General features: G+C 65.3%; 14 protein-coding genes. 11 read left to right on the forward strand and 3 right to left on the reverse strand.

The features are described from left to right. The first annotated feature begins 28 nt into the window (after positions 1–28). Positions 29–991: a hypothetical protein gene (locus FJZ36_05895; protein MBM3214428.1), complete on the forward strand. Its 963-nt coding sequence runs from the start codon at positions 29–31 to the stop codon at positions 989–991. Here FJZ36_05895 and FJZ36_05900 read toward each other — a convergent pair. Then, entirely contained in the window at positions 984–1340 is a 357-nt protein-coding gene (locus tag FJZ36_05900) for a helix-turn-helix transcriptional regulator (protein ID MBM3214429.1), read from the reverse strand. The genes FJZ36_05895 and FJZ36_05900 overlap by 8 nt on opposite strands. Beyond that, positions 1279–2583: an MFS transporter gene (locus tag FJZ36_05905; GenBank protein MBM3214430.1), complete on the reverse strand. Its 1305-nt coding sequence runs from the start codon at positions 2581–2583 to the stop codon at positions 1279–1281. Before FJZ36_05905 ends, FJZ36_05900 begins: the two co-directional genes overlap by 62 nt. Before the next feature lie 296 nt (positions 2584–2879). On the opposite strand from FJZ36_05905, the gene FJZ36_05910 reads away from it, so the two are divergent. The 3 genes from FJZ36_05910 (at position 2880) to FJZ36_05920 (ending at position 6192) form a co-directional block, all read left to right on the forward strand. Then, positions 2880–3770, forward strand: a complete 891-nt coding sequence (locus FJZ36_05910) for a hypothetical protein (protein MBM3214431.1) — start codon at positions 2880–2882, stop codon at positions 3768–3770. Between the two features lie 12 nt (positions 3771–3782). Continuing rightward, positions 3783–4580 carry a sugar phosphate isomerase/epimerase gene (locus tag FJZ36_05915; GenBank protein MBM3214432.1) on the forward strand — a complete coding sequence of 266 codons (798 nt, stop codon included), beginning with the start codon at positions 3783–3785 and terminating at the stop codon, positions 4578–4580. A 79-nt stretch (positions 4581–4659) separates the two neighbouring features. Continuing rightward, the gene (locus FJZ36_05920; GenBank protein ID MBM3214433.1) at positions 4660–6192 is read left to right on the forward strand and encodes a DUF4038 domain-containing protein; all 1533 of its coding nucleotides are present in this window, start codon (positions 4660–4662) and stop codon (positions 6190–6192) included. 7 nt (positions 6193–6199) lie between these two features. Here FJZ36_05920 and FJZ36_05925 read toward each other — a convergent pair whose 3' ends face one another. After that, positions 6200–7390, reverse strand: a complete 1191-nt coding sequence (locus FJZ36_05925) for an acetate kinase (protein ID MBM3214434.1) — start codon at positions 7388–7390, stop codon at positions 6200–6202. Positions 7391–7603: 213 nt separating this feature from the next. On the opposite strand from FJZ36_05925, the gene FJZ36_05930 reads away from it, so the two are divergent. The 7 genes from FJZ36_05930 to FJZ36_05960 all read left to right on the forward strand — a co-directional run. Then, the gene (locus FJZ36_05930; GenBank protein MBM3214435.1) at positions 7604–8224 is read left to right on the forward strand and encodes a hypothetical protein; all 621 of its coding nucleotides are present in this window, start codon (positions 7604–7606) and stop codon (positions 8222–8224) included. A gap of 144 nt (positions 8225–8368) precedes the next feature. Continuing rightward, positions 8369–9172, forward strand: coding sequence for a LamG domain-containing protein (locus FJZ36_05935; GenBank protein ID MBM3214436.1), 804 nt, complete (start codon positions 8369–8371; stop codon positions 9170–9172). Between the two features lie 361 nt (positions 9173–9533). Next, entirely contained in the window at positions 9534–11114 is a 1581-nt protein-coding gene (locus tag FJZ36_05940; protein MBM3214437.1) for a sigma-54-dependent Fis family transcriptional regulator, read from the forward strand. Between the two features lie 12 nt (positions 11115–11126). Next, complete coding sequence (locus FJZ36_05945; protein MBM3214438.1) at positions 11127–11966, forward strand: ABC transporter substrate-binding protein; 840 nt, start codon at positions 11127–11129, stop codon at positions 11964–11966. A 21-nt stretch (positions 11967–11987) separates the two neighbouring features. Continuing rightward, positions 11988–13382 carry a tRNA uridine-5-carboxymethylaminomethyl(34) synthesis GTPase MnmE gene (gene mnmE, locus FJZ36_05950; GenBank protein ID MBM3214439.1) on the forward strand — a complete coding sequence of 465 codons (1395 nt, stop codon included), beginning with the start codon at positions 11988–11990 and terminating at the stop codon, positions 13380–13382. Then, on the forward strand, positions 13383–15002 hold the full coding sequence (locus FJZ36_05955) for a hypothetical protein (protein ID MBM3214440.1): 1620 nt from the start codon (positions 13383–13385) through the stop codon (positions 15000–15002). Next, on the forward strand, positions 14999–15215 hold a 217-nt coding region (locus FJZ36_05960; protein MBM3214441.1), incomplete at its 3' end, for a hypothetical protein. The genes FJZ36_05955 and FJZ36_05960, both read left to right, overlap by 4 nt.

A 15215-nucleotide genomic window follows, 5' to 3' on the forward strand; every position in this document is an offset into this window, starting at 1 on the left:
ATCGCTCGACCAAGGAAACCCTTGCCACATGGCGCATACGCACGACGTAGGGATCGAGAACGCCGTCATCGTGACGCACTACGATCTGGACGGTTTCGTCTGCGCGCTTTGCCTGCTCGAAGCGCTGAACCTGCCAACGAACCGCGTGCGGTTCCTGAGCTACGGCGTGCGTCGCGCCTCTGCCATCGAGTCGGCGCTTCGCCAGTCGAAGGCGGACACTCTGTTCGTGTGCGACATCGGGCTGAGCGAGGAAGAGCTCGATGCCCCGTGGGCCCGCGACCCCAAAACCCATCGTGTGCTGTTCGATCACCACGAGACGACCGCGCACATGGAGTTGAGCGTATTCGACGAAGCTCACGTGGATTTCGAGGGCAGCGTCTGCTCGTCGGACCTCGTGCTCGACTACCTCAAGCGCCGTATGCCGACGCGAGTCGGACCCAAGCTGATGCGCTGGGTCGCCATCGCTCATGACCGCGACCTGTGGATCAACAACGACCGCGAGACGGGTCGCCGCATCTCCTGGCTCCTGAAGGAGCAGATTCACGACCGTCTGGAGACGGCGATCCTCACGCCATCGCCGGAGGAGTTCCTCTGGAAACTGCAGGGGCAGTGGAAGCGCGGCGAATCGCTGTTCGAGGACGCCGTAGCGTGCGCCCACAACACGGCGTGCCTCTTCACCGACACGCCGCTGCCGATGAAGATCGCCTATGTGAAGCGCGACACGTCAGACGTGGCGGACGAGCTCCAAGAGGGTGGACAGGTGATCGTCCTGCTGAACGTCTTCGGACAGAACGTGGGAATCAGTCTGCGCACGGATCGCGTGGATGTGAACGTCGCGCAGATCGCGCGCCAGTGCTTTAACGGCGGTGGGCACCGGGCTGCCGCGTCAGGATTCGCGACGCGCGAACACCTGATGGGCGGATACCGGACGATCCGCGACGAGATCGCCGCCGCGCTCGCCGACCAACTCGCCCAGCGGTCCGCTACATGAACGTGCCGCCCGTTCCGTAGAGCCCGGGTCGCGTCCCGGGAACGCCGAGATCGAGCGCGTCGCGCGTGGTTCCCAGCGCGGCGCATAGCCGGTCGATCTGCTCGGGTGACGGCGTGTAGTGCCGTCGTTCGATCAGCCGCAGAATCCTCTCCGGGATTCCTGCAAGGCGTGCCAACTCCTGAACGGTCAGCCCAAGCTCCGAGCGGACGTCGGCGACAGAGCGACGAGTCGGGTCTCGGTCATCGACCTGGTCAGACATCAGCGGTCTCCTGGCGCTGCCACCGACACTATGCGCCATCGGTCGCCGGTTCCGCCGTGTTTGTCGGTTCCAGTGAACCGGGATCGGCATCCGACAGCCTGCCGAACCGCCTCAATCGCGGGGATGCCCACGCAGCCGCCGCGACGACGATGAGCGTTCCGATGCCGCCGGAGACGACGCTGACCACCGGCGTCGTCCACTTGGCGACGATTCCGGATTCGAACCCGCCGAGCTCGTTCGACGAGCCGATGAAGATCGCGCTCACGGCGGACACGCGACCGCGCATCGGGTCGGGCGTCAGAAGCTGCATCAGCGTGTGCCGAACGACGACGCTGATGTTGTCGAACGCCCCCGTCAGGAAGAGCATCGCCATCGATAGCCAGAACGACTTCGAGAACCCGAAGACGATGGTCGCCGCGCCGAATCCCGCGACGGCGAGCAGCAGGTTGCGTCCGGCGCGCTTCATCGGCGGCAGATGCGCCAGGATGAGCGCCATCGCGAGGGCCCCAGCGGCGGGAGCCGCTCGCAGCCAGCCCAACCCCTTCTCGCCGACGCCGAGGATGTCCAACGCGAACACCGGCAGAAGGTACACGGCTCCCCCCAAGAGAACGGCGAAGAGGTCGAGCGCCATCGTCGTGAAGAGGAGCCGCGTCTTCCAGACGAACCGCAGCCCCGCGAGGATCACGGACGTCGAGAGCGGCTCCGACTGACGCCTCTCGCGCTTCTGCTCGATCCGCAGCAATGGAAGGATTGCGACCTGGCACATGGTGGTGACGGCACAGAAGACGTAGGCAGAGGGGATGTGCCACGCGACCAGGAACCCCCCAAGCGCGGGCCCGACCACGCCGGACACCTGCTGGAGGCTCATCCTCCACGCGACGGAGTTCTCGAAGATATCCCGAGGCACGAGGAGTGGCAGCAACGCTGTCCGAGCTGGGCGTCCCAACGTAGCGGCGGTTGCGGAGACGAACATCACCAAGAACATCAGGCCCACCGACCCGCGCCGGTAGGAGATGTACGCGAGGCACAGCGAAGCCACTGCGAGCCCGGCGCCGCTGAGCATAATGACGCCCCGACGGTCGAAGGCATCCGCGATGTACCCCGCTGGCAGGATCAGCAGGATCATCGGGATCGCGGTAACGAGGCCCGTCAGTCCCAGCAGGAAGGGGTCGCTCGTGCGCTGGTACACCTCCAAGCCGATCGCCAGGCTCTGCGCGCCGAACCCGACGCCGGATAGCATGGTTCCCGCCGTATAGAGGGCGAAGTTGCGGTTGCGGAGCGCCGCGTAGGGGTCGTGGCGTCGGGACGGACCGCGGGATTGGTCTTGGGGCATGGGGCTCGGTCGGTGTGAGGTATCGGACGGTACCCAGCGTGCGGCAGCAATGGTAGTCCGGTACGGGCGTCAGGTCTACCGGCGAGTGCATTCTGCAGTGTGCTCCAAGACCGTTGGTTGGCACGAGACACGGACGACGTTCGGGCCCTCGGCTGACCGAATCACGTCATGGTCGCGTTCGCGCAGAAACCCGCCTGAGCGCGGACGCCGCGACTGGCGAGGCACAGCTTGCCGCTGTGACATCGATATCACTGGTGACTGTCGGCTTCGATGTGGCTCCGATGTAAAGAGGTGCGATGAATATCTGCGATCTCACGCGGCGATGGTTCGTCGTCTTGGCGGCTGTTTGCTTCGTTGGCACTGCTCAGGCTTTCCCGTGGAGACCGGATCGCCTCCCCAGCCTGCCGGACATGTCCGAGCCGGGCATGAACGGCGATGCGTGCAACGTCTGTCATACGACCGGAGGAGGAACGCCGCGCAACCCATTCGGCGAACTCTGGGAACGCACCTATCCAGCGGCTGAGGACTTCGGTCTGACGGCACAGGCGGCGTTCGCGTCCGTCGCGGCGCAGGACCCCGACGGGGACGGATTCGCGAGCGCCGAGGAGCTCTCGCTGGGCACCCACCCAGGCAACGCGACATCGAAGCCGCTCCGGTTCGTGCGAGCCCTCGTGGCGGGCATCAACACGCTCAGCGTGCCGGCTGATCCCCGAAGACCGATGCGCGCCTCGGACGTGCTCGCCCTGCTGGGTCCGCGCGCGAACCACCTGATCCGCTGGAATGCGTCGGCTGGCAGCTTCGTCCGCATCGACGGCTCGACGCCGCCCGGCTTCCCGGACAACATCGCTATCACCGGCTCGACGGCATTCCTCGTCGAAATGAGCGCGGCGGCGGACATCGCATTCGTCGGGCGTCCGTGGCAGTCGAGCCGGATCGCGTTGGAACCGGGGATCAACCTCGTGGCGGTTCCTAAGCGTCCGTTTGCCGGACGCCTGTCGGACATCGTCGGGCCGGGTGGGATCGGGATCGCCTACCTGTCGGATGAACGCCGGTTTGGGGCGTTCTCAGCCGAAGCCGCTGCGAGTTCGCGCTCGAACGTGCCGCTGGCAGGCGGCGAAGGCTATCTGATACTATCGCCGACGAAGCGTGACGTGGACCTCGGCGGCGTCGGATGGCAGACGCCATGAAGGAGCTCGGAGATGAAATGGGCCCTCGGAGCGACGACCCGGCCTTGGGGCGCGTTCTCGTTCGACCAGGCGTGCGCTTCCATCGCGGCGACGGGCTACAGCGACGTCGCGCTCTACGCCAATGAAGGCAGGATCGTCCTGCGCGCCGATTCGACGGACGAGGACGTGCGCAGCGCCGCCGCGTCGCTGACCAAGCACGGGCTCAAGGGTTCCATGCTCCTCGGTGGACCCGAGCTCGGCGGCGACGCCGGCGCGGCAGAGGAGGCTTTCCGTCGGCTAGTGGACGTCTCCGCCGCGGCGGGCATTCGCTATCTCATGAACGGCGGAACGGAGCGCCCCGACACCTTCGACAGGTACTTCGACCTGATGCGCCGCGTGGCTCCGTATGCTGAGAAGAAAGGCGTCGAGCTCCAGCTCAAGCCTCACGGCGGCATCGGACTGACCGGAGCCGATCTGGCGCGCGCAGTCGAGCGCGTCGGCAGCCCCGCGTTCACCATCTGCTACGATCCCGGCAACATCATCTACTACACGCGCGGCGAGGTGCGCCCGGAGCCCGACGTTCACGACGTGGCGAAGCATGTGACGACCTGCATCATCAAGGATTGCGTCGTCGTCGACGGCAAGCCCGACGTGTGGATTCAGCCCGGCAGCGGTCTCGTGGACTTCCGCAGCGTTCTCGGATCGCTCGCCGACGCGGGCTTCGACGGGCCCTTCTACATCGAATGCTTGGGCGGCAGCGAGCTCGCCGACATCGACCGCCGCTCGCAGGAGACGCACGACTGGCTGCGCGACTTACTCGCCAACCTGTAACCAGCGCTACCCGGCACTGGGCCCGACCGACGTGTCGGGCCCATCCGTAACTCCCGACGCCCTGGACAGGAGGCGCGCAATGGCGGAGTTCCCTGTTCCCCAGCACTGCCCACACGACTACACGCTCGAGAGCGACACACCGCACGCCAACCCGTTCTTCATTCGGCTCGAAGCCACGTTCGTCCACGAGTCAGGCGCGACCATCGCGAGTCTGCCGGGGTTCTACGACGGCGATGGGGCGTGGAAGGTCCGGTTCACGCCGACGCTCCTCGGTGTCTGGACGGGCATGACGAGCTCGGACGACCCGCAGCTCGACGGCATCGAACTGACGCCGCTGCAGTGTGTTCCCGGCTCCCACATGCGCGTCCATGGTCGCGTGCGGATCGATCCCGACCATCCGCACCGGTTCCGGTTCGAGGACGGTACGCCGTTCGTGCCGCTGGGGTTCGAGTGCGACTGGCTCTTCGCCCTGCACCAGGTCGATCCCGAGTCGTGCCGGACGCTCATCGATCTGATCGCCCGTCGTGGATTCAACGAGATCATCACGAACGTCTACGCGCACACGGGGTTCTCGACCGCTGGCGACCCGCACGTCTACGGACCTCCCAAACTCTACGCCTTCGGGGGAACCAACGACGAGCCCGATCACTCCGCCATGAACGTCGCGTTCTTCCGCGATTTCGACCGGATGATGGCGTATCTGCACGCGAAAGGGATCGTCGTCCACCTGATGATCCAGGTGCAGAACAAGAAGGTGCGGTGGGCGCAACGGCGGTCGCGCGAAGACGACCTGTTCTGGCGCTATGTCGTCGCCCGTTATCAGGCGTATGGGAACCTGGTGTGGGATGTCGGCAAGGAGAGCTACAACCTGTACCGCGAGACGGGCAGCCATGACTACACGCTGGACCGCATCGGTCTCATCCGAGAAGCCGATGCGTACCGCCATCTGGTCACCGTGCACGACGCGGTGGCGGGCTCCAACGCGCACAACTCCGTCGTGGATGACGCCTGCGACTTCGTCTCCGACCAGATCCATCTGCATGACACGGCGCTCTACAACCGCGAAGCCGTGCGTCGCTGGCGGCTCCGCGACAAGCCCTACGTGAACATCGAGTACGGCTACGAGGAGGGCGCCGAGTCGCTCAAGACCTACCGAGGCGGCACGACGACCACGTGGGAGGATGTCCTGCTCTGGACGGTCGCCATCTACGTTGGCGGCGGGTATCCCGGGTACTACTACAGCAACACGTCGTGGGATCTGATCGCTTACGAGCCTGAGCCTCCCGGATGGGCGCGCTACCAGCAACTGGTCGCGCTCCTGTCACAGGTGCAGATCAACCGCATGGTTCCCGACAACGACTTCGTTGATCGCGGATTCTGCCTCGCGGAACCGGGCGAGCAGTACCTGGTCTTCCTGCCGGAGGGCGGCGACGTGCGACTCGACCTGACGGCTGTCCTGCCCGATGCGCCGCTCGAAGCCGAGTGGATGGCGCTCTACTCCGGCGAGCGTCGCGGCGAGCGCGTGGACGGGCGGGGGTTCACGACGCGCCTGACCAACCCGCTGCCGGACGGGCAGACGCCATGCGTCGTCCTGGTGCGTCGCCAAGGCTGATCTGACATCACTGTCTGGCGAGTGCTTCCACAGCGCGTCGGGCTTCGGTCGCAATCATCAGGTCTTCGCGCGAGCGGATCGTCAGGACGCGAACGCGGGAACCGTCGGCGCTGATCTCGGCATCGGGCGTGCACGAGGCGTTCGCCTCGACGTCCAGCCGCACGCCAAGGCATTCAATCCCCTGGCAGACGTCGGCTCGCAGGTTCGCCGCGTTCGCGCCGATTCCTCCGGTGAAGATCAGCGCGTCGATGCCTCCGAGCGATACGGCGAGCGATCCGATTGCCGAGCGCACGCGGGCGGCGTAGATGTCCAGCGCGAGACGCGCCCGGTCATTCCCTTGCACGGCGGCTTCCTCGACCTTCCGATAGTCCGAGGAAACTCCGGAAACGCCCAGCAAGCCTGAGCGACGGTTCAGGGCATCGTCGAGCTCGTCCACCGAGAGACCGCGACGCCGCATGGCGTCGATCAGGATGCCCGGATCGACGTCGCCGCTACGCGTGCCCATCATCAGCCCTTCCATCGGCGTGAAGCCCATCGTCGTGTCGATGGCTCGTCCGCCGCGGATCGCAGCCGCCGACGCGCCGTTCCCCAGGTGGCAGCTTACCAACGACAGTTCCCCGACGTTGCGATCCAGCATCGCGGCAGCGCGTCGCGTGCAATACGCCTGGCTGATGCCGTGGAACCCGAAGCGGCGTATGCCCCAGTTCGCGTGCCATTCATAGGGCACGGCGTAGATCGTCGCGGCGGGAGGCATGTCGGCGTAGAACGCGGTGTCGAACACGGCGACATGGGTCGCGTCAGGCAGGGACTCCTGGGCGGCGTCGATGGCTTCCAGCGCAGGCGGATTGTGGAGGGGAGCCAGCGAACAGAGCTCGGCGATGCGCGCCCTCACCGCCGTATCGACAATCGCGCTGTTGCGGAACCCGATGCCGCCGTGGACGACGCGGTGTCCGACGATCAGGTCCTTGCTTGCGGCGACTCCTAGGGCATCGACGGCGCACGCGGCCGCCTCGCGATGGTTCCGCGCGACGACCGCTTCGGCGCGTCGCGGGGTGTCACGCCATTCGAGCGACAGGACTGCCCGAGAACGGGCCCCAGCCCAGTCGACCAATCCCTCTGCGGTCGGCGTGGTCCCGAGGTCGTGGAACAGACTGAACTTCAGGCTGCTGGAACCGGCGTTCAGGACGAGGACGCGCATCGTTGTCGCTCCGAGAGAGTAGGCACTGGCTGAACAGAGTACCGCGAAACGGCGTTCCGCATCCAGCGAGGTGTTCCGAGTCGAGGAGCCGATCGGGTCCTTCGGCGAGATCGCCGGACGTTGACACAGCGGCGCGACGGAGCGACATTCGGTATCGCCAGCACACGCGATGGGCGCGTCTCGCGGCGCGCTCGGAGAAGGGAGGCCATGTCGATGAATCCGACTGCGATCTGCCGTCTTGTAGTCGTCGTGGCGGCATGTCTGTGTGTGTCGTCCGCTCAAGCCGTCGAAGTCGCGAATCTTCTACAGAACCCGGAGTTCGAGCTGGGCAAGCAGGGGTGGAGTACGTGGGTGGAGGACGCCAATGCTGGCGCACTCGCCGAGCCCGACACGAACGAGAAGGTCAAGGGCAAGCAGAGCCTGTTGATCGACATCTTCGCCGCCGGTGGCGGAAAGCGCGTCGAACTGCATCAGAATCCGCTGAATCTCAAGGGCGGTTGGGCGCTCACCTACGCCATCTGGCTCAAGGGCGACAAGGTGCGCAACGCGAAGATCATCTGCAACCACCGCGCTGATCCGTGGACGTCGTACGGGTCCAAGGACATTGTGATTCAGCAGGATTGGCAGGAGTTCTGGACGGCGGTCCAAGTGCCCGCCGACGATGCCATCGCCGGCATCTACCTGGAACTCCGAGACACGAAAGGCAAGGTGTGGGTCGACGCCGTCCGGCTGTTTCAGGGCGACTACGTCGCGGATGGCACCATCGGGCAGAAGCCCCGAGCCGTCGAGCCGTCCTCGAAGCTAGCGACGACTTGGGCGGACGCCAAGAGGTAGCCCGCGCCGGACAACCCCGACCTTGCGCGGCATGCGCGCATCCGATAGAATGCGACCCGCCCGGCATGCGCGGACGACCGTCTCGCCCTGTTGCGTCCGCCAGCCTGCCGGCGTAGCCCGAAATGGACATGGAGGGTCCTTCCTATGCAGATTCGTATCTCCAGGTTCTGTCTCGCAACGGCGTGCGTTGCCATCGCCATGTTCGTCGTGGCGGGTACGAGTCACGCCGTCATCGATCCCGCAACCGCCGTTGGCATCTGGCTCATGGACGAGGGTAAAGGCAACGACGTTGCCGACCTGTCCGCGATGAAGCTAGCCAGCAAGCTCGAAGGCGGGACGAAGTGGGTCGACGGTAAGTTCGACAAAGCCATCGAGTTCGACGGCAAGTCGGGACGCATGACGACTCCCGATCACGAGAACCCCGCCGACGCCATCACCGTCTCGGTGTGGGCGAAGAGCCTGCTGCCTGCCTGGAACAACCACGGGTTTCTGGTCGAGAAGCGCGACGCGTACATCCTTCACCCGAACCAGGGCGGTACGCTCGTCGCGTTCCCGGTCTGCAACGGCGGATGCTGGAACAAGCCGAACTCGTGGGATACTGGCGCCATCGGTCCCAAGGACATCACGCAGTGGCACATGTACACCGGCACGTTCGACAGCAAGACCGGGGAGTGGATCATCTACATCGATGCCGAACCGGCGAGCAAGCTGAACCTCGACAAGGCGAAGATCACCGTAGAGAAGGGGCCCGTCCACATCGGCTATGATGAGTGCTGTGGCGGCCGGTTCGGTTCGGTCGTCATCGACGAAGTCGCCATCTTCAACATCGCCCTCAAGCAGGCAGACATCAAGTCGCTCTACGAGAAGGGCATCCACATGGCGGTCCTTGCCGTCGAGTCGAAAGACAAGGCGGCGGCGAAGTGGGGTGAGCTGAAGCTGGATCGCTAGCCAACCGCAGGAGCGCCCTCGAGTCCCGTCGCGGGCGCTCCCGCAAACTCCCGCCACGTTGAACCGACGCGAAGCCCACCTGTGTGCCAGCGACGTCTGCAGGCAGACCTCACGATGAACCGCCTCCGCGGCTGTTGAGCGAGTCTGTGGGTGCGACGCGTCGGGGGGATGTATAAACCTGTGGACACATAGGGCGTCGTGCTCTATGATGGCGGCAGCATGTTGGAGAGACTGTACGTCCTGCGCGGTCCATGCGGTCCGCATCCACGATCCGTTGGTGTCCATCGGTCGCGGCTGACGCAGATGTGTTCTGCGTCGGGACGGTTCGAGTAGCACGCCATTGCGCCCAAGCGGGATTCTGATGAGCCGCACACGCAAGCCACCGGTCGTCGGTGGCACGAAAGCTCTTGCCAAGCGCGCTGACGGGATCACGGAGCAGGACTGGTACAAGCTCCTTGAGATCAGCCAGCGCGTCAACTCGTCGCTCGACGTGGAGGCGGTTCTTGAGCAGACGCTCGAGATGCTGACTCAGATCGTTCAGGCAGACGCAAGCTCCATCTGGTTGGTCGACGAGGACACCCGTGAGCTCTATTGCGCCATTGCGACGGGGAGTAAGGGCGAGCAGATCCGGCACATGCGCATCCCATGGGACGTGGGGATCGTGGGCTGGGTCGTGCAGAACGACAACTGGTACCTCACCACGGACGCCGTCCACGATGACCACCACGCTCGCGACGTAGCCGTCGAGGTCGGCTACGATGCCCACACGCTGCTGTGCGTCCCGATGCACAGCCGCGGTCGGGTGGTCGGCTGTATCGAGGTCATCAACAAACTGATCGACGGCTCGTTCACCGACAAGGACATGCTCCAGCTCTCGATCTTTGCGAACCTCGTCGGACTCGCCATCGATAACGCGCGGTTCTTCTCGCAGGTGCAGCAGGAGTACCTGAACCTTCGTCAGGAGCTCGGCGACCGGCGGATCGATCCACAGGCGATGGTGGCGACGAGCAGGAGCATGACCGAGGTCGTGGAGCTCGTCGAACGCGTTGCCCCGACCGACTCGACCGTTCTGATCCGAGGCGAGAGCGGCACGGGGAAGGAAATCGTCGCCCAGACGATCCATTCGCTGAGCCTACGGGCGCGAGGTCCCTTCGTCGCGATCAACTGCGGCGGCATCCCTGAGAATCTGCTGGAAAGCGAGCTCTTCGGTCACGAGAAGGGGGCGTTCACCGGGGCGACGGCGCGGCGGATCGGGCGGTTCGAGCTCGCCAAGTCGGGCACGCTCTTCCTGGACGAGATCGGCGACATGCCGCTGCCTCTGCAGACGAAGCTCCTGCGCGTGCTCCAGTCCCGGAAGTTCGAACGACTCGGGGGGAACCAGGTTCTGGACGCCGATGTGCGGATCATCGCCGCCACGAACCAGGATCTGGAAGAGCTCATCCGTATGGATCGATTCCGCGAAGACCTCTACTACCGGCTCAACGTCATCTCGATCTTCCTGCCGGCGCTCCGAGAGCGTCGCGACGACATCCTGCCCCTCGCTCACCACTTCATGTCACAGAGCGCTGCCAAGCTGCACCGCCATTCCGCCTCCCTGCACGCCGACACAGCGGCGGTTCTCATGAACCACGAATGGCCCGGCAACATCCGCGAGCTTGAGAACGCCATCGAGCATGCTCTCGTGCTGGCGCGAGCTCCGGAGATACGTCCGACAGACTTGCCGTTCAACGTCCGAAAGGGAAGCAACTCGGCGGGGCGCGATCACGAGTACCCGGACTCCCTCGAGGAGGCGCAGCGCATCTTCCGGCGCGCTCACATTCGCGCCATGCTGGAACGGTTCAAAGGCAACCGCACGCGCGCCGCTGAGGCGCTGGACATCCAACGGACCTACCTATCGAGGCTCATCCGCGACCTCGAAATCGACAACGACGACGTCGACTGACTCAGGAACCCCATGACACCGAAGACCGTGACGGTAGCCCACTCGCCGGATTCCGACGACGCGTTCATGTTCTACGCCCTCGCGACCGACCGGCTCGATACGGGCGGGCTCGAGTTCCAGCACATCCTGAGCGATATCGAAACGCTGAACCAGCGAGCCCACGACGAGAGGTACGACGTCAGCGCCGTCTCGATTCACGCCTTCGCCTACCTGGCGGACAAGTACGCCCTGCTCGCCAGCGGCGCAAGCATGGGCGACCGGTACGGGCCCAAGGTGGTCGCCAAGGAAGCGTTCCGCCTGTCCGAGCTTCGGAACCGTCTCATCGCCATTCCCGGCGAGCGAACGAGCGCCTATCTCGCGCTCCGCATGGTCGAGCCGTCGATGCGGACGACCGTGGTACCCTTCGACCAGATCATCGATCACGTGCTCGACGGCAAGGCGGACGCTGGGCTCATCATCCACGAAGGACAGCTCACGTACGCCGACGCCGGTCTGACGCAGATCATCGATCTGGGCGAGTGGTGGTATCAGGAGACGGGCTTGCCGCTGCCGCTGGGCGGAAACGTCATCCGACGTGCGATGGGCCCCGACCGTATCCGCCAAGTTGCGCGGCTGCTCCGCGAGAGCATCCAGTACGCGCTAGACCATCGCGAAGAGGCGCTGGCGCACGCGATGCGCTACGCTCGCGACCTCGACACGAGCCGCGCAGATCGCTTCGTCGGCATGTATGTCAACGAACTGACGGTCGATTACGGCGAGCGTGGCAGGCGCGCCGTCAGAACGTTCCTCGATCGGGCGCACGCCCTCGGTCTGATTCCCCATGCGGTTCCAGTCGAGTTCGTCGACGCGTGACATCGCTCGCGAGACGACCCGATGACGCGCGCTGCGCCGACGACAGACACCATCGCCGCCATCGCGACGGGTCGAACGCAGGCAGGAGTCGCCGTCATCCGTGTCAGCGGCGCCGACGCCCTCGCTTGCGTCATGCGCGCGTTCTCGCCAGCAGGTTCCGAGCGTCCCTTCTCCCTAGTTCCGCGACGAGCGACCCTGGGTTTCATCGTCGATCCCGACGACGGACACAGGATCGACGAAGTCCTGGTCGTCCACTTTCCAGCGCCCCGGAGCTACACGGGCGAGGACGTCGTCGAGGTCCACGCACACGGCGGGGTCGTCGTCTCGACCGCGATCCTCGACCTGCTGTGCCGGCAGGGGGCTCGTCTGGCAGGACCGGGCGAGTTCACGCAGCGGGCTTTCCTGAACGGCAAGCTGGACCTCGCCCAAGCGGAAGCCGTCGCCGACCTGATCGCCGCCGAGACGCGCGAGAGCGTCCGCGTCGCAGCCGCGCAGCTCGGCGGCGCGCTGTCGGATGCCGTGCGACGACTCCGCGACGCGGCGATGGACGTGTTGGCGGAACTCGAGGCGAGTATCGACTTCCCGGACGAAGACATCAAGACGGCTTCCTCCGAGCGACTCGCAGCGCAACTGTCGGAGACGCTCGACGGCGTCCGCGCGATCCTGGCGACTGCCGACCGGGGACAGGTTCTGCGCGAAGGGGTTCGCGTCGCGATCATTGGGAAGCCGAACGTCGGTAAGTCGAGCCTTCTGAACGCGCTCGTGGGACGCCACCGCGCCATCGTGACAGACACGCCCGGGACGACGCGCGACGTCATCGAAGACGTGATCAACCTGCGCGGCATCCCGGTGCGTCTATCCGATACGGCGGGAATCCGTGAATCGTCGGATCCCATCGAACGCGAGGGAATCGAGCGGGCTCGGGCGACGGCTGAGTCGTCACAGCGTGTTGTTGTCGTCCTCGATACGTCATCTCCTCTCAATAACGATGACGAGTCGTTGCTGCGGACGGCGGATCCGAGTCGGACGGTCATCGTCCTCAACAAATCGGACCTTCCGACGCAGTGGGGAACCCAGGACCTGGCACGCCACATCGAGGCGCAAACCCCCGTCGTCGAGCTCTCGTTGAAGACGATGGCTGGGTTCGAGGCGCTTGTCACGACGCTCGAACAGAGCTCTTCTGGTGGTGCTGCAGATATGGAGCCGATGGTTTCGAACATCCGCCACCGGGAAGCCCTCGAAGCTGCGGCGACCGCGCTGAATCACGCCGTCGATACGCTGCGCCGAGCGCTTCCGCCGGAACTGGTCGCGGTCGATGTCCACGCGGCGATCCACGCATTTGGGCTGGTGCTGGGCGATACCGTCTCGGAAGACGTGCTCGACCGCATCTTCTCCCGCTTCTGCATTGGCAAGTAGATGTCAAGATGGCTTCGCATCGCGTCGCTCCTGACTCTCGCCGCAGTAGCCGGGTGCGGGCGGACAACGGTCGTCGCGCCTTCGCCAGCCATCCGCGCGACAGAACGTCCGCGCGCGCCGGAGGTCACCGGAGCCTACGTGACGCACAGCCGCGCCGCGCACGTCCTGACCGTCGGGAACGGCTACCTCAGCCGCCAACTGACGGTCGATCCCAACGGCTTGGGCATTGCGACACGGTCGGTACGAGCGCGTGACACCGGCTTGGAGCTCATCGCAGGACCCTCGGAGGAGTTCCGAATCGGCATCGGTGGGCGAGATGTGGTCGGGTTCGGAGGCGATCTGCGCTACGCGAGCCATGTGGTCGAGAGCGATGGTCCGATCCAGCGGGTCCGTATCGCCACGGCAGCGAAGGCAGGGGCTGAAGACGCGCCAAACCTCGACGTGACGCTCGTCTACGAGGTACGTCCCGACGCGCCGATGATCCGCAAATGGCTGGAAGTGCGGAACGCGGGACCGACGCCGATCCGTCTGGACGATGTATCCGTGGAGCGACTCCACCTCCAGCGGTTGTCACGAGCGTGGGTTTGGGGTCGCTCGGGGAACTCGCTCGACGCTCCGCTGCCGCTCGAACTCGGACCCGACTCCGGGCTCGCCTATGCGCAGACTGCCTCGCGTGGTGGCGGTTCCGCTGTAGTTGGCATCGTCAACGAGGCATTCGGCGATCTGAAGCGAGGCAGCCTGAGTCGCGACGGCGAGGTGGACTGCGGCGTGCAAGGAGCGCAGTCGGGCATCTGGGTGCGTCCCGAGGAGACGGTGTCGCTCCCTGCCGTCGAGCTGTGGCTCTTGCCCAGCCCGGAAGCGCTCGCGGAAAACGCCCTCGACCTGGCAAGTCTCGCCGACCCGCTGCGCGGCGTCGCCGTGGCTGCGGACGCCGCCGATTTCTATGCGCTTCCCGTCGATCAGATAACATCCGAACGCGTGGCGGCGTTGCCGGCTATGAGCGTCGTGTGTCCGGTTTACGCGTGGCAGGCTGACTGGCTCTTGCAGGGCCCGCCACCTGCGAATCTGCTGCGAGCGGTCGAGACGATCCGGTCATCCGGCAGGCGTGTGGGCTTGCTCGTGCCGATCGCATGGCTTCCCGATACGGATGACATTCCGACGGACTGGCTCTTCGGTTCCGGCTCCGAAGCGCGCGTACCACTGACGTGGCGAGGCAGCATCGGGATCCAAGCCTCTCTCGCCTCTCGCTACGCGGTTGCTGCTGCGCTATCGCTGGCAGCTATCTGCGACGCGCTGGCGGTGGACGTGCTGCTGTTGGACGGACCCATTGCGCCGCAGGGAACGTCCGGCGGCTCCCCCGCCGCATCGAGATGGGAACTGATCGAAGGAACCGCGTGGCTCGGGTCCGCGATCCGGCGGTCGAAGTCCACGACGCTCGTCGGCATCCGAGGGGCGACGATCGGCGTCGTCAGCGGCTACGATCATGTTGCCGCCGCTCTCGGTTTCCTGTGGGACTATCGTACGGCAATCGATCCGGCGCGGGCTCGGAAGGAAGGCGGTATATGGCGGTTCGTCACCGACGCGACGGAGTCGCCCATGACGGAAGATGTGACACGATGAGATTGCGCGTCGCGCTGTTCTTGAGCTTGGCGTCGGCGATGACCGGTCTGCTCTTGTTCGTCGGATGCGAGGGATCCGTCTTGGATCTGGGCGATAGTTCGGGTCCCACCGGCGACTTCGTCGGCTTGCCCCCGCGATGGATCGGCTGGTCTCCGAAAGGCGATTCGATTGTCTATGAGCAGGCTGGGCAGCTCATCGTCGGGTCGGGCGCCG

The organism is Candidatus Poribacteria bacterium (assembly GCA_016866785.1).
GTDB lineage: Bacteria > Poribacteria > WGA-4E.

Excerpts from the sequence above, each read along its gene's own strand:
- FJZ36_05895 (MBM3214428.1), top strand. The coding sequence starts at position 29 with ATGGCGCATACGCACGACGTAGGGATCGAGAACGCCGTCATCGTGACG.
- FJZ36_05900 (MBM3214429.1), bottom strand. The coding sequence starts at position 1,340 with ATGCCGATCCCGGTTCACTGGAACCGACAAACACGGCGGAACCGGCGA.
- FJZ36_05905 (MBM3214430.1), bottom strand. The coding sequence starts at position 2,583 with ATGCCCCAAGACCAATCCCGCGGTCCGTCCCGACGCCACGACCCCTAC.
- FJZ36_05910 (MBM3214431.1), top strand. The coding sequence starts at position 2,880 with ATGAATATCTGCGATCTCACGCGGCGATGGTTCGTCGTCTTGGCGGCT.
- FJZ36_05915 (MBM3214432.1), top strand. The coding sequence starts at position 3,783 with ATGAAATGGGCCCTCGGAGCGACGACCCGGCCTTGGGGCGCGTTCTCG.
- FJZ36_05920 (MBM3214433.1), top strand. The coding sequence starts at position 4,660 with ATGGCGGAGTTCCCTGTTCCCCAGCACTGCCCACACGACTACACGCTC.
- FJZ36_05925 (MBM3214434.1), bottom strand. The coding sequence starts at position 7,390 with ATGCGCGTCCTCGTCCTGAACGCCGGTTCCAGCAGCCTGAAGTTCAGT.
- FJZ36_05930 (MBM3214435.1), top strand. The coding sequence starts at position 7,604 with ATGAATCCGACTGCGATCTGCCGTCTTGTAGTCGTCGTGGCGGCATGT.
- FJZ36_05935 (MBM3214436.1), top strand. The coding sequence starts at position 8,369 with ATGCAGATTCGTATCTCCAGGTTCTGTCTCGCAACGGCGTGCGTTGCC.
- FJZ36_05940 (MBM3214437.1), top strand. The coding sequence starts at position 9,534 with ATGAGCCGCACACGCAAGCCACCGGTCGTCGGTGGCACGAAAGCTCTT.
- FJZ36_05945 (MBM3214438.1), top strand. The coding sequence starts at position 11,127 with ATGACACCGAAGACCGTGACGGTAGCCCACTCGCCGGATTCCGACGAC.
- mnmE (MBM3214439.1), top strand. The coding sequence starts at position 11,988 with ATGACGCGCGCTGCGCCGACGACAGACACCATCGCCGCCATCGCGACG.
- FJZ36_05955 (MBM3214440.1), top strand. The coding sequence starts at position 13,383 with ATGTCAAGATGGCTTCGCATCGCGTCGCTCCTGACTCTCGCCGCAGTA.